The following is a 14,538-nucleotide window of genomic DNA, read 5'->3' on the forward strand; positions in this document are numbered from 1 at the left end:
GACGCCATCGGCGGCGAGGTCAGCGGCTGGTCCGTCGGAGATCGCGTGGCGGTCGGCTGGTACGGAGGCAGCCTCCGTGCTCGTCACCGTTCCTCGGACCTGGACATCGACGCCCACCCCGTGGGCTTCGGCGCGGGCAGGCGGCCACCGCCGTTGCCGTTGCCGTGACCGTTGCCGTTGTTGCCGCCGGCCACGTCGCCGTTGGCGGTCTGCGGGAACCCGGCGTCATCGCCGCCGTCGTCGATGGTGGGCTCCTCCGTGGGGGTGACGTTGTCGTCGCACGGGTTGACGAAGCAGTCCTGGTTGTCCTGGTCGCCCAGGGGGTCGTCGCCGGTGTCGAACGGGTCGTCCTCGGTCGGCTTCGGCGTGGGCGTCGGGCTCGGCACGATGTTCTCGGGCACCCCGATCTCGGCCCTCTTCGGGAACTGCTCGATGGGCACGCCCTCGTGGGCGAGCGTCATGAACTTGTGCCAGGTGGCGGTGGGCGGACCGGCACCCTCGAAGCCCAGGGACACCTCGTACGCCCTCGAGTAGGGGTTGTTCCCGTTGTACTTCGTGCTCGGCCGGCCGCGGGGCGTCACCGGGCAGCTGGAGTTGATGGGCTCGACGACCGTGCCCTTCTTCGTCTTGCACTGCTCGCGGTAGAACCCGACAGCGGTGGAGATCTGCGGCGTGTAGCCGACGAACCACGCTTCCTTCTCGTCGTTGTTCGTGCCGGTCTTGCCGGCGGCCGGACGGTTGCCCAGACCCTGGCCCCTCGCGGTGCCGCTCCGCAGCACCTCCTGCATGGCGACCGTGGCGTCGGCGGCGACACCGGGATCGACCACCTGCTTGGAGGCCCGCTGCTCGCCGTAGACGACCTGCTTGCCCTGCTTGACTTCCTGCACCACGTGGTACTTGGTGTACTTGCCGCCGTTGGCGAAGATGGAGTAGCCGGCGGCCTGCTCGACAGGAGTCACCAGGGCACTGCCGATGGCGAACTGGTAGCTGTGCTCCTTGACGTCCGCTTCCATACGCTCCTGGTCGAACCCGGCCGACTCGACGAGGTTCTTCACTTCATCGAGTTGCCCCGGCAGCTTGTAGGCCATCGAGACGTAGGCGGTGTTGACCGAGTCGGCGGTGGCCTCGATCACATCGATGGAGCTGCCGAAGTTGTGGCTGTTCCTGATGCCTTCCTTCTGGATCCCGGGGATCTCCTTCGGCACCGTCTCGTTGCCCGGCACGTAGCTCTTGAGCGAGTAGCCGGCCTGCAGCCAGGCCGCCAGCACGTACGGCTTGAACGCGGAAGCGGCCTGCTTCTTGGCGTCGAAGGGTTCGTTGAACGAATCCTTGACGTAGTTGCTGCCGCCGTAGAAAGCCAGAACGCGGCCGTTCTTCGGATTAACCGCGGCCAGCCCCGCGTGGTACTCCTTCGCATTGCTCAAGCTGCTGGTCGTGCTCTGCACCGCCTCCTTGGCGGCCAGCATGAGCTTCCTGTCGAAGGTCGAGGTGATGCGGTATCCGCCGCTCCGGACCGCGTCGGGGGTGAGGCCACGGCGGTCCTTCAGCTCCTGCAGGACCTGGACCACCATGTATCCCTTGAGGCCGCCGTACTCGTTCTTGTTGTCTTCCTTGCTGAGCTTGGGGAACTTGACGGTCGGGGTGCCGTCGGCGCCCACGAGGTTGCCGTACCTGTCGGGCCACTGCTTGGCCATGTACCGGATAGTGGTGTCCCAGCGGGTCTTGAGCGCGGGTGCTTCGGGCTCCCAGTTGGGCTGCTGGATGCGCGCGGCGAGGTAGGCGCCCTGCTCGGGAGTCAGCTTCGCGGCCGTGGCCTTCTCACCGAAGTACGCCTTGGCTGCGGCCTCGACGCCGTAGGCCTTGCCGAAGTTGACGGTGTTCAGGTAGTTCTGCAGGATCTGGTCCTTGCTCAGCTTGTCGTTGAGCTTGACCGCGACGAAGATCTCCAGGACCTTGCGCTTGATGGAGACTTCCCGGTTGAGGCCGTCGTAGTAGTTACTGGCCATCTGCTGGGTGATCGTCGAGGCGCCCTGCAGTTGCTGCCCGGTCGCGGTCATGTAGAGCGCGCGGGCCATGCCGGAGATCGAGATGCCGGAGTCCTCGTAGAACGTGTTGTTCTCGATGGCCACCGCCGCGTCCCTGACCGTCTGGGCCATTCTCGAGATCGGGACGATCTCGCGCTTCGTGCCGAGCTTGGCGATCTCGGTCTTGCCGTCCCGGTAATAGATGGTGCTCTGCTCTGCGAGCGCCTCGGCCTTGGCCTGGTTGGCGTCCGGCACCGGCGTGTTGGCGTACGCGATCATGATCATGCCGAAGAGGCCGGCCGCGAGCACCACGAACCCGGCCACGACGATCTTCCAGCTCGGTATGAACCTGCGCCAGCCGCCCTTGCCGCCCTTCTCGGTCGGCGGCCCCGGAGGTTCGGGGGGGCCGCCCTCGCCCCGCCCGCCCTCGCCCCGCCTGCGCGAGCGCCGCGGCGCGTCGCTGACGATCGTCTCCTGGTTACTCAGCGTGCGCGGGTCCTGGCGGGCGCGCGAGCGCGGCGGCGGCTGGTCGCCACGGCCGGGGGACTCGTCGTACGGCTGCGCCGCCATGGCCCCGGTCTGCTCGTAAGCGGCTTCCGGACGACGCGGCGGCTCCGCCGCTCCCCATGCCGGTTCGCCGGTTTGCGGGGGAGGGCCAGCGGGCACAGAACGGGATGAGCTGGAACGACGGCGCCTTCCCGGGCGGCCCGTCCCCTCATTCATGCTGTTACTCAACACGTCCTCGCATCGTCGTCGGAACATAAACGGCGGTTGGGCGTGAGGTTCTCGCCGCCCTCGGTCATCACGCTTGGCCGGCTGGGTCAGGCGGTCCGTTGCCAAGGACGTACGAAACCGTCAGGTGGTTCCAGGAACAACCTTGGCAGACCTCGACCACGTACACCCGGAACTCATCGTAATCATGAGCCATTGCGATGAGTTCTGAAGCGACCTTTGCCTCACCGGCATGCCGTCCAAGCGAATCGCCGTAGACATAGGTCACGTTGGTGACGTTCTCCCTCTCGCAGACCGGGCAGAGGCGTTCGGTCGGCTCGCCGAAATAGCGCGCCGCGCGAAGGAGGTACGGCTGTGCGTCACAGACATCGCCGCGCGAGGATCGCCCCGCGCGTAGAGAGCGGACCACCGCCCGTTTCGCCAGGCCGTAATCCACCACCCTTCGCTGTGACCACATGAGCGCCAGACTACGGCGTTTTGCGACTCCATCCCAACGGCTTGGCATATTCGGAGATTGCAGCCATATAGCGGGGCGACGTATCCTCAGGATGTATCGGCTCGATACATCGACGCGAGAGGGGGCGGTTCCGGTGGGCGGCGGACAGGGCAGGGTCTTGGAACTGGCCGTGCTCGGGTCACTGCACGAGACGCCGCTACACGGCTATGAGCTGCGCAAACGGCTCAACGCCCTGCTGGGGATGTTCCGCGCGTTCTCCTACGGTTCGCTGTACCCCTGTCTGCGGTCGCTTCTGACTCAGGGCCTCATCGCGGAGGAGCAGCCCGCTCCTGCCACGATCGTCGGCGGCCGGTCAAAGATCGTTTACAAGCTGACCGCCGAAGGCAAGGAACGGCTGCAAGAGCTGCTGACGCAGGCCGGTCCTTCCGCCTGGGAGGACGAGAGCTTCGGGGTGCACTTCGCGTTCTTCCGCCACACCGAGGCAGAGGTGCGCCTGCGCATCCTCGAAGGGCGCCGCAGCCGGTTGGAGGAGCGGCTCGACTCGGTGCGCACGGCGCTGGCGCGCACCAGGGAGCGTCTCGACAGTTACACCCTCGAGCTGCAGCGTCACGGGCTCGAGTCGGTCGAGCGCGAGGTGCGCTGGCTGAACGAGCTGATCGCAACGGAGCGTCGGGCCTCATCCGAGGAGAGGCCCGAAGCAGATACCACGTCAACTGATGAGTAAGGGAGCGAGTGCGATGGGTTCGGTTCGCGTGGCCATTGTCGGTGTCGGCAACTGCGCGTCGTCGCTGGTCCAGGGCGTTCACTATTACAAGGACGCCGACCCGGACGTACGGGTCCCGGGCCTGATGCACGTGAAGTTCGGCGACTACCACGTCGGCGACGTCGAGTTCGTCGCGGCGTTCGACGTGGATGCCAAGAAGGTCGGCCGGGACCTCTCTGAGGCGATCGTCGCCAGCGAGAACAACACGATCAAGATCTGTGACGTGCCCCCCACGGGGGTGACGGTCCAGCGCGGCCATACCTTCGACGGCCTGGGTGAGTACTACCGGGAGATCGTCGAGGAGTCCGACGAGGCGCCCGTCGACGTGGTCCAGGTGCTCCGTGACAACCAGGTCGACGTCCTGGTCTCCTACCTGCCGGTGGGCTCGGAGGAGGCGGACCGCTTCTACGCGCAGTGCGCGATCGACGCCGGTGTCGCCTTCGTCAACGCGCTGCCGGTCTTCATCGCCTCCGACCCGGTGTGGGCGGAGAAGTTCACCGAGGCCGGGGTGCCGATCGTCGGTGACGACATCAAGTCGCAGGTCGGCGCCACGATCACGCACCGCGTGCTGGCCAAGCTGTTCGAGGACCGCGGGGTGGAGCTGCTGCGCACGTACCAGCTCAACTTCGGCGGCAACATGGACTTCATGAACATGCTGGAGCGCAAGCGGCTCCAGTCGAAGAAGATCTCCAAGACGCAGTCGGTCACCTCGCAGATCCCGCACGAGATGGGCAAGGCCGACGTGCACATCGGGCCGTCGGACCACGTGCCGTGGCTGGACGACCGGAAGTGGGCGTACGTGCGGCTGGAAGGGCGCTCGTTCGGCGACACGCCGCTCAACCTCGAGTACAAGCTTGAGGTCTGGGACTCGCCCAACTCGGCGGGGATCATCATCGACGCGGTGCGGGCCGCCAAGATCGCCCTCGACCGCGGGATCGGGGGGCCCATCCTCTCGGCTTCCTCGTACTTCATGAAGTCGCCGCCGAAGCAGTTCTCGGACGACGAGGCTCGGGAGTACGTCGAGAAGTTCATCAGGGGCGAGGTCGAGCGCTGACCCCTTCCTGATACGGCGCCGCGCCCCTCGCCCGAGGGGTGCGGCGTCACGCTACGGGCGTGCCGCAGCGGGCAGCTCGGACGGGGACGCGGGCTGCCAGGACGTCGGGTCGGCGCCGAGCTCGTCGAGCAGCGGCACCTGCTCCCTGCACCAGGGCGAGATCGCCAGCAGCCCGTTCAGCACCCCCTCGGCGAACTCCTTCCACGGCATCCACCGCGTCTCCCCCACCTCCTCGGGGTTGGGCACGACGGGCGAGGAGACCGTGACCCGGTAGACCGGGCAGAGCTCGTGCTCGACGATCCCGTTGGCCATGACGGCGCGGTAGGCGAAGGTCGGCAGCATCAGGTCGATGCTCTCCACCGCGAGCCCCAGCTCGTAGGAGAGCCGGCGCTCGACCGCCCGGTCCACCGGCTCGCCCGGCAGTGGGTGGCCGCAGCAGCTGTTGGTCCAGATCCCCGGCCAGGTGACCTTGCGGTCCGCCCGCCTGGTGAGCAGCACGCGGCCTTCATGGTCGAAGACATAGCTGGAGAACGCCAGATGAAGTGGCGTCTCGCGACCGTGCACCTCGGACTTGGGCGCGGTGCCGAGTGCATGGCCGGCGCTGTCGACCAGCACAACGTGTTCCTCAATCGTCACGCTATGAAGCGTACGAGATCACGCCGACCGCCCGGAACCCATGGGCCACCCGCAACCCGAACATCTCCCGGCATCGTAGGCGACGCGGAGGACTAGGCTTGCGGCGTGTCGTTCGTCGCCGACCTACGTGTCGTCCTGCGGGGCAGAGATTTCCGCCGGTTGTTCGCCACCCGGCTGATCTCCCAGTTCTCCGACGGGATCTTCCAGTTCGGCGTGACGGGGTTCGCCTTCTTCAGCCCCGAGAGCCAGACGACCGCGCTCGAGGTGGCCGCGGGGCTGGCCGTGCTGCTGCTGCCGTACAGCGTGCTCGGGCCCTTCGTCGGCGTGTTCATCGACCGCTGGTCGCGACGGCAGATCCTGGTGGTCGCGCCCATCGTGCGCGGCGCGCTCCTGCTGGTGACGGCGGGGCTGGTGGCCGCCGACGTGCCGGATCCGGTGTTCTACGCGGCGGCGCTCGGCGTGCTGGGGGTCAACAGGTTCTTCCTGTCCGCGCTCGGCGCCTCGCTGCCGCACGTGGTGCCGGCCGACCGGCTGATGGCGGCCAACGCGGTCGTCCCCACCTCCGGCACCGTGCTGACATTCGTGGGCGCGGGCGTCGGGTTCCTGCTGCGCGAGGTGTTCGGCGGCGCGGACCGGGGCGTCGCGCTGCTGCTGGTGACCTCCGGCGTGGTGTTCGGGCTGAGCGCGCTGGTGGCCCGGACGATGCGACGCGACCTGCTCGGCCCGCAGTACGACCCCAGGAAGCCGCAGGCACGCGAGGCCATGCGCAACGTGCTGATCGGGCTCGCGGACGGCGCGGGACACCTCCTACGCCACCGCGTGGCCGCCGCCACCGTGGGGGCGATGGCCGCGCACCGCTTCCTCTACGGCATGGCGACCGCGCTCGGCATCATCCTCTACCGCTACTACTTCACCGACGGCGACCCCGAGGCCGCCCTGCGCGGGGTCAGCCTGGTCGTGGCCACCTCCGGCGTCGGCTACTTCCTCGCCGTGATCATCACCCCGTACGCGACCGCGCGGTTCACGATCACGCGGTGGGTGTCGATCGCGCTGTCGGCGGCCGGGGTGCTGACGGCCGCGCTGGTGCTGCCGTTCCAGGAGTGGGGGCTGCCGGCCGCCGGGTTCGTGCTCGGGGTGGCCGGGCAGAGCGTCAAGATCTGCGCCGACACCACGGTCCAGCGCGACGTCGAGGACATCTACCTGGGCCGCGCGTTCTCCATCTACGACATGCTCTTCAACGGCATGTACGTGCTGGCCGCGGCCCTGGCGGCGGTGATCCTGCCCGCCAACGGCAAGTCCTACCTCGCCGTCGCGATCATCTCGGTCGGCTACCCCGTGGCGGCCGTCGCCTACCGGATGATCATCCGCCAAGGCCGTTCGACCGAGCCCACTCCGACAACGCCTCGGTAGCCGCCTCCTTGCCGATCATGCCCTTGTCGAGCCTGAGGTCGAGCAGGAACTTGTAGGCCCGCCCCACCACCGGCCCGGGACCGATGCCCAGGACGCGCTGGATCTCGTTGCCGTCCAGCTCAGGGCGGATCTTGGCCAGCTCCTCCTCCTCGGCGAGCCTGGAGATGCGCTCTTCGAGGTTGTCGTAGGTACGTGACAGCGCCGCCGCCTTGCGCTTGTTGCGCGTGGTGCAGTCGGCCCTGGTCAGCTTGTGCAGCCGGTCCAGCAGGTGACCGGCGTCGCGCACGTAACGGCGTACGGCGCTGTCGGTCCATTCCCCCGTGCCGTAGCCGTGGAAGCGCAGGTGCAGCTCCACCAGCCGCGCCACGTCCGACACCACGTCCTTGGGGAACTTCAGCTCCGTCATGCGCTTCTTGGTCATCTGCGCGCCGACCACCTCGTGGTGGTGGAACGACACCCGCCCGCCCGCCTCGTGGCGGCGCGTCTTCGGCTTGCCGATGTCGTGCAGGAGCGCCGCCCAGCGGAGGGGCCGGTCGGGCTTGCCGTCCTCCTCCTGCGCGATGGCCTGGTCGAGCACGGTCAGCGTGTGCTCGTAGACGTCCTTGTGGCGGTGGTGCTCGTCGATCTCCAGGCGGAGCTTGGGCAGCTCGGGCAGCACGTGCGCGGCCAGCCCGGTCTCGACGAGCAGCCGCAGGCCCTCGCGCGGGTTGGCGCCGCAGATGAGCTTGTCGAGCTCGTCGCGGATGCGCTCGGCCGAGACGATCTCGATGCGCTCGGCCATCTCGGTCATCGCCGCCACGGCCTGCTCGTCCACGCGGAACCCGAGCTGCGAGGCGAACCTGGCGGCCCGCAGCATGCGCAGCGGGTCGTCGCCGAAGGACTGCTCGGGGGTGCCCGGGGTGCGCAGCACCTTGGCCCGCAGGTCGTCGAGCCCGCCGTAGGGATCGACGAACTCGTGCCCGGGCAGCCGCACGGCCATCGCGTTGACCGCGAAGTCGCGCCGCTCCAGGTCCTCCTCGAGCGTCTCGCCGTACATGACCTCGGGCTTGCGCGACTTCGGGTCGTACGACTCGCTCCGGTACGTCGTGACCTCGATCAGCCAGCTGCCCTTGCGCAGCCCGACGGTGCCGAAGTCGATGCCGATCGTCCACACGGAGTCGGCCCAGTCCCTGACGATCTCCAGCACCCGCTCGGGGCGGGCGTCTGTGGTCAGGTCGAGGTCGTTGCCGATGCGGCCGAGCAGCAAGTCGCGTACGGGCCCGCCGACCAGGGCGAGCTCGTGCCCCTGCGCGGCGAAGAGGCGGCCGAGCTCGTCGGCCACCGGTGCGATCTTGCGGAACAGGTCCGTCATGGCCCGTCGCTGGCTGTCAGTCAGAGTTGAGTCGGACAAGCGGATTGGTCCTTCTTGTGCTGCCGAAACATATCCCCCGAGCCACACCGGGTCGGGGTTACCGTCGGTCTTGGGACCGTCGGGGGCCATGGAACAAGGCAAGGAGGACTATATGAAGGACGCCCTCGCGATCCACCGCTGGCTCCTCGCACACCAGGTCCATCATGAGATCGTACGCCTTCCGCGCCCCATGACTTGCGCGGAAGATCTGCCGGAGGCGGTCTCAGCGGCACCCGACAGGTGCCTGATGGTCACTGTGCTGGAGGTCGCCACGAGGGTCGGCCGCGAGGTCGTCATCGCGTTCACCTCCCCCGTGTCGGCGCCGCCACCGCTGGGAGCCATCGGCGGAGTGCTGGGTGTACGCCGGGTGCGTCCGGCCCCGGCCCACGTGGTCAACGCGGCCACCGACTACGCGAGCGGGCTGGTGTGCCCGCTGCTACTGCCGGAGTCGCTGCCCATGTTCATCGACGACCGGCTGCTGGAGGAGGACGATCCGGTCTACACGGCCACCGGCGAACGGCACACCGCACTCGCCTTGCGCGCGCTCGACCTGTTGGCACTCCTGCCAGGCAAGATGGTCGACCTCCGCGCAAAAGGATCACGTGAGGCGGTCGCGCGGCGGCACTGAGCCCGTACCATTGCGGGCGTGCGTCGTCGTACTCCAGCTCGGGCATTCGCGTGATCCGTAAGGCCACGCTGCTCTTCGCGTTGCTCGCCTTCACCGTGGTGGCGACCGCGCCGGGCGCGGCTGCCACGAAGATCACGAAGGCGAGCGACATCTCCATCTCGATTTCGTCGATCTCGCCGCAGCCGTCGACCGCGCGGGCCGATGTGATCAAGTTCACCGGCACGCTGCGCAACAACTCCGGCGCGCCGATGAACGGCCTGAGCGTACGCCTGCGTTACCAGCCGCAGAAGTTCGCCGACCGCGCCACCCTGGCCGCCTACGAGAGCGACCAGAACCCCGCGACACTCCCGGGCTACGTCTCCCCCACCTCCCGCTTCGACGTCCAGGCACTGGCCGCGGGCGCCCAGGTGACCTGGACGTTCATCGCGACGCCCGCGCAGCTCACCTCCCCCGCGATCCCCTCGTTCGGGGTCTACCCGGTGGCCGTGGAAGTGGCCCAGTTCAACGCGGGGATCACCGCGCAGCGCACGTACGTCACCTACGCGCCGCCCACGGTGCCGAAGCTGCCGCGCAACAAGCTCGCCATCGCCCTGCCCGTCATCGACCAGCCGCACCGGGCGACCGACAGCCCCCTGTTCCTGGACGACAAGCTGAGCCAGTCGGTCACCGGCAAAGGGCGGCTCGCCGACCTGGCGCGCATCGCGCAGGCGGCTTCCGAGAAGGTCAGCTGGTTCATGGAGCCCGGCCTGCTCGACGACCTCACCACGATGTCGAAGGCGAAGTACCAGGTCAAGACCAAGGACGGCGTCCAGGACAGACCGGCAAGCGCCGAGGCCGCGAGCTGGCTGACGACCATGCGCACCGCGCTGGCCGCCTCTTCGGTGTTCGCGGTCCCGTACGCCGATCCCGACGTGGCCGCGCTCGCGCACCAGGGGCTGGACGCGCAGACCGGCAAGGCCATCACGCTGGGCAAGCAGCGGCTCGGGGCACTGCTCGGCCACGAGGTCAAGACGGACGTCAACTGGCCGCCCGCGGGCATGCTCGACGCCGACGCGCTCGACCTGCTCTCTGTCAGCACGGACAAGGTCGACAAGGTCCTGCTCAACCCCACCAACCTGCCGCCGCAGCCGCCCGTGCCGTTCACGCCGGACGCCGCCGCCACGCTCGACTCGGTGAACGGGCCCATCACCGCGTTGGTGGCCGACGCCGGGCTGAGCAAGCTGTTCGAGCCGGCGGCCGGCACATCCACGCTGCTCAGCACGCAACGCTTCATCGCCGAGACCGCGATGATCGCCGCGGAGCCCGGCCAGACGTCGCCCAGGTCGATCGTCATCGCCCCGTCGCGCCGCTGGGACCCCAATCCGAAGCTCGTCACCGCGCTGCTGAAGGCCGCCGGCAAGCTGCCCTGGCTGCGGCTGACCCCGCTGGAGTCGCTGAAGCCGACGAAGCTGGCCGTCCCGCGCGCCGGTCTGACCTACACCGATCAGAACCGCAAGGACGAGCTGACTGCGAAATACCTCGCCCCGGTCAAGGACGTCACCGCGAAGGCGCAGCTCACCTCCCTGATCACGCAGGACAAGGTGCCGTCGGCCTTCGACGCGGCGGTGCTCAGACTGACCTCGTCGGCCTGGCGCAACAACACCCGCGTGGGCCGCTCGGCGTACAAGCTGGTCAGCACGGCGGTGACCGACCAGATCAAGCAGATCCAGATCACCGGGTCGGGCCCCAACCGGACGCGCACGCTGGCGGGCAGCAGCGGCGTGATCCCGATCAGCGTCAAGAACGAGCTGGGCGTGCCGATCGCCCTCTTCATCGACGTCACGTCCAACAACCTCGAGCTGTTGCAGGTCACCCCCCTGCCGAAGGACGAGCCGACGACGATCGGCTCTCGGCAGAGCGGCACGGTCCAGGTGCGGATGAACGCCGTTCCCGGCACAAGCGGCGACGCGACGGTGACCGTCCAGCTCAGGACCGCCGACGGCCAGCCGTACGGCGAGCCGCAGCGGCTGACCATCCGCACGACCGGCTACACCGGGATCGCCTCGGTGATCGTGGGCGCCGCGCTGACCGTGATGCTCGCCGCCGTGGTGACGCGGGTGCTGCGACGCAGGTCAGAACGGAAGCTCGCGCGCGCAGCCAAGACCCGGGAGAGTGAGACCGTATGAGCCGCATGCTTCGGGCCAGCGCCGTCATGGCGGCGGGCACGATGGTGTCCAGGGTCACGGGGTTCGTGCGGACCATGGTGCTGGCCTACGCCATCGGCACGTTCGCGCTGGGTGACGCCTACAACGCGGCGTACGCGATCCCGTACAGCATTCTCGACCTGCTGCTGCTCGGCGTGCTGAGCAGCGTCGTGGTACCGATGATCGTCCGCGCACAGCAGCACGACCCCGACGGAGGCCAGGCGTACGAGCAGCGGCTGCTGACGCTCTCCGCGGTGGCGCTGATCGCGGTGGCGGTGGTGGCGGTGTTCGCCGCGCCGCTGCTGATCGACCTCTACACCGGCTGGGCGCCGACCAGTCCCCAATACGTGGCCGCGGTCACGCTGGCCCGCTTCATCCTGCCGCAGCTCGCCTTCTTCGGCGTCGGCGCGGTGGCCGGCGCCATCCTCAACACCCGCGACCGCTACGGCGCTCCCATGTGGGCTCCCGTGGCCAACAACCTGGTCGTCATCGGCGTGTTCCTGATCTACGTCCTGCTGGGCTTCGGCAGCGACGTCAACATGGTCGGCACCGGTGGCCTCGCGCTGCTCGGCCTGGGCACCACGGTGGGCATCGTGGCCCAGGCGGTCATCCTCATCATCGCGCTCAAGCGGGTGGGGTTCGCCTTCGTGCCGCGCTTCGACCTGCGCAACGCCCGGCTGGGCGAGATGGGCAGGGCGGGCGTCTGGACGATCGGCTACGTGATCGTCACCCAGCTCGGCTTCATGCTGACCACCAATCTCGCCAGCACGGCGGGAGACGTGGTGGAGGGCCACGGCATCAGCCCGTACACGCTGGCGTTCCAGCTCTTCCAGCTCCCGTACGGCGTCATCGGCGTCTCGGTGATCACGTCCATGCTGCCCCGGATGAGCAGGGCCGTCGGCGAAGGGCGGCTCGACGACGTGCGCAGCGAGTTCGGGTCGAGCGTGCGGCTGATCTGCTCGCTCATGGTGCCGGTGTCGCTGCTGCTCATGGTGCTCGGGCCGGCGATCACCGTGCCCATCTACGGCCACGGCGCCAACAGCGTGGCCGACGCCGTCTACATCGGCAACGTGCTGCAGGTGTACGGCCTCGCGCTGGTGCCGTTCTCGCTGTTCCAGCTGCTGCTGCGGGTCTTCTACAGCTTCGGCGACACCCGCACGCCGGTGTTCATCGGCGCGGGCACGACGGCGGTCAACGCGGCCCTCATGCTGCTCTTCAACGCGCTGCTGCCGGCCCGCTACACCGTGATGGGGCTGGCGCTCGCGTACGCCATCGCGTACGCGCTGGGTGGGCTCGCCGCCTGGTGGCTGGCCAGCCGCCGGGTCCGAGGGCTGGGCGGCTGGACCATCGGCATGGCGCTGACCAGGATGTATCTCGCGGCCATGCCCACCGCCGCGGTGGCCCTGGCGGCGGTCTGGGTGGTCACGGGGGTGTTCACCGGGCTAGGGTTCGTCAACTCCCTGATCGTGCTGGCCGTGGGCGGGGGTCTGGGATTGCTGCTCTATCTCGGCGTCGCCCACAGAATGCGCATCCCGGAGGTCAATTCCATCGTTGGGATGGTCGCGGGGCGGGTAGGTCGGTAAAGAACGCGGGCCGATTCCACTCGGCACTACCATGGAGCCCGACACGCGCGAATGGAAGCAGGAGGGGCGTGGGCGGATCCACCCGGCATAGCGTGCCTTCGTGGGACACCACCACGCAGGTGATTCAAGTCATGAGCACGCCCGATCGGCCTAGCGGAGTGAGCCTGTGAGCACGTCGGCCGTCGAACCCGGCACCCGTCTGGCCGAGCGTTTCCGGCTCGAGGACCGCGTCAGCGAGTCCGACGGCGCCACGCTGTGGAAGGCCATCGACGAGATACTCGCGCGTCCCGTGGCCGTCCACACGTTCGCGCCCGACTTCCCCCGCGTCCACGAGGTCGTCACGGCCGCCCGCGCCGCGAGCCGGCTGACCGACCCGCGCCTGACGCAGGTGTTCGACGCCGCGGAGGAAGAGAAGGCCGCGTACGTCGTCAGCGAGTGGGTCACCGGCGAGTCCCTGACCGATCTGCTCGCCTCCGGCCCGCTGGAGCCCGAGCGGGCGGCCGGGCTGGTGGCCGAGGCGGCGGAGGCGCTCGCGCACGCCCACGAGGCGCAGCTCTACCACCTGTGCCTGCGCCCGTCCCACCTGGTGTGGACGACCGGCAACACGGTCAAGGTGCTCGGCGTGGCCGTCGACGCGGCGCTGTCCGGGCTCACCACCGACCAGCCGGCGCTCGACGACGCCGAGGGCCTCGGCCGGCTGCTGTACGCGGGGCTGACCGGCCACTGGCCGGGCGACGAGGAAGAGGGCGGACTGCCCGCCGCCCCCATGACCGACGGTCACTTCTGCACACCCCGCCAGGTCACCGCCGGGGTGCCGAGCTACCTCGACACGGTCACCGTACGCGCGTGCCTGCCCGAGGCCCGCAAGGGCCAGGGCGCGCTGGCCAGCCCGTCCCAGGTCGCCGAGGCGCTGGCCGACGTGGCCAGACCCATGCCGATCCCGATCTCCTACCCCTCGGCCCCCGCGGTGGCCTCCGCCTCCCTCACCGAGGGCCTCGACATCGCGCACCGCCAGCAGCTCACGGTCCCGCCGCTGCCGCCCACGCCGCGTCCCCCGCGTAACGGCGGCGGCAGCACGCTCAACCGGGTGCTGATGACGCTGGTCGTGCTGCTCGTCATCGCAGCCGTCGGAGTCGGCGCCTGGACGATCGGCCGCAGCCTGGGCAGCCCGACCACGCCCGAGGCGAAGGGCGGCACCCCCAGCTCCTCCACGTCGGCCTCGGCCGAGGCCCAGGTGGTCAAGCCGAAGAAGGCGCAGGGATTCGACCCGCTCGGCGACAAGGACGAGAAGTCCGACATGGCCGATCTGGCCATCGACGGCAAGCCCAGCACCCTGTGGAAGACGGAGGGCTACACCAGCGCGGACCTGGGCAACCTCAAGGAGGGCGTCGGCCTGCTGCTCGACATGGGCAAGTCCATGCAGATCAGCGATGTGGTCGCTACGCTGTCCAATGCTCCGGGTGCGACGGTCGAGCTCAAGGTGGGCGACTCGCCGGAGCTCGGCTCACTGAAGACGGTGGCCACCGAGAAGAACGCGGCAGGCAAGACCACGTTGGCTCCTGATCAGCCGGCAACCGGTCAGTACGTTTTGATCTGGTTTACTCGTGTTCCGGCAGATGCGGGCAACTTTCATGGCACCATCTATGAAGTAGTGGTGCATTCTCCCGGATCGGCATAA

Annotated in this window: 11 protein-coding genes; 7 read left to right on the forward strand and 4 right to left on the reverse strand. The window is 68.7% G+C overall.

From position 1 onward, the window contains the following. Positions 1-83: 83 nt before the first annotated feature. Positions 84-2,594, reverse strand: a complete 2,511-nt coding sequence (locus AB0J64_RS20060; protein ID WP_364028730.1) for a transglycosylase domain-containing protein — start codon at positions 2,592-2,594, stop codon at positions 84-86. Between the two features lie 232 nt (positions 2,595-2,826). Continuing rightward, entirely contained in the window at positions 2,827-3,261 is a 435-nt protein-coding gene (locus tag AB0J64_RS20065) for a DUF5318 family protein (RefSeq protein WP_364028732.1), read from the reverse strand. 85 nt (positions 3,262-3,346) lie between these two features. On the opposite strand from AB0J64_RS20065, the gene AB0J64_RS20070 reads away from it, so the two are divergent. Further along, complete coding sequence (locus AB0J64_RS20070) at positions 3,347-3,937, forward strand: PadR family transcriptional regulator (RefSeq protein WP_364028949.1); 591 nt, start codon at positions 3,347-3,349, stop codon at positions 3,935-3,937. A gap of 13 nt (positions 3,938-3,950) precedes the next feature. Beyond that, a complete protein-coding gene (locus AB0J64_RS20075) occupies positions 3,951-5,030 on the forward strand; it encodes an inositol-3-phosphate synthase (RefSeq protein ID WP_364028734.1) in 1,080 nt (359 codons plus the stop codon). A gap of 51 nt (positions 5,031-5,081) precedes the next feature. Here the strand turns inward: AB0J64_RS20075 and idi are convergent, their stop codons facing one another. Then, positions 5,082-5,666 carry an isopentenyl-diphosphate Delta-isomerase gene (gene idi, locus AB0J64_RS20080; RefSeq protein ID WP_364028736.1) on the reverse strand — a complete coding sequence of 195 codons (585 nt, stop codon included), beginning with the start codon at positions 5,664-5,666 and terminating at the stop codon, positions 5,082-5,084. Positions 5,667-5,771: 105 nt separating this feature from the next. Between idi and AB0J64_RS20085 the strand changes: the two genes are divergently transcribed. Beyond that, complete coding sequence (locus tag AB0J64_RS20085) at positions 5,772-7,076, forward strand: MFS transporter (RefSeq protein WP_364028738.1); 1,305 nt, start codon at positions 5,772-5,774, stop codon at positions 7,074-7,076. Here the strand turns inward: AB0J64_RS20085 and AB0J64_RS20090 are convergent. Then, on the reverse strand, positions 7,027-8,427 hold the full coding sequence (locus tag AB0J64_RS20090) for a CCA tRNA nucleotidyltransferase (RefSeq protein WP_364028951.1): 1,401 nt from the start codon (positions 8,425-8,427) through the stop codon (positions 7,027-7,029). The two genes, AB0J64_RS20085 and AB0J64_RS20090, sit on opposite strands and share 50 nt — an antisense overlap. Before the next feature lie 229 nt (positions 8,428-8,656). On the opposite strand from AB0J64_RS20090, the gene AB0J64_RS20095 reads away from it, so the two are divergent. The 4 genes from AB0J64_RS20095 (at position 8,657) to AB0J64_RS20110 (ending at position 14,538) form a co-directional block, all read left to right on the forward strand. Continuing rightward, positions 8,657-9,094 (forward strand): YbaK/EbsC family protein, encoded by a 438-nt coding sequence (locus AB0J64_RS20095; RefSeq protein ID WP_364028953.1) that lies wholly within the window; start codon positions 8,657-8,659, stop codon positions 9,092-9,094. Between the two features lie 50 nt (positions 9,095-9,144). After that, positions 9,145-11,259 carry a DUF6049 family protein gene (locus AB0J64_RS20100; protein ID WP_364028740.1) on the forward strand — a complete coding sequence of 705 codons (2,115 nt, stop codon included), beginning with the start codon at positions 9,145-9,147 and terminating at the stop codon, positions 11,257-11,259. After that, the gene (murJ, locus tag AB0J64_RS20105) at positions 11,256-12,860 is read left to right on the forward strand and encodes a murein biosynthesis integral membrane protein MurJ (protein WP_364028742.1); all 1,605 of its coding nucleotides are present in this window, start codon (positions 11,256-11,258) and stop codon (positions 12,858-12,860) included. The genes AB0J64_RS20100 and murJ overlap by 4 nt, the downstream gene beginning before the upstream one ends. 166 nt (positions 12,861-13,026) lie before the next feature. Beyond that, positions 13,027-14,538, forward strand: a complete 1,512-nt coding sequence (locus AB0J64_RS20110) for a protein kinase family protein (protein WP_364028744.1) — start codon at positions 13,027-13,029, stop codon at positions 14,536-14,538.

Source organism: Nonomuraea sp. NPDC049695 (assembly GCF_040674955.1).
Taxonomy (GTDB): Bacteria; Actinomycetota; Actinomycetes; order Streptosporangiales; family Streptosporangiaceae; genus Nonomuraea; species Nonomuraea helvata.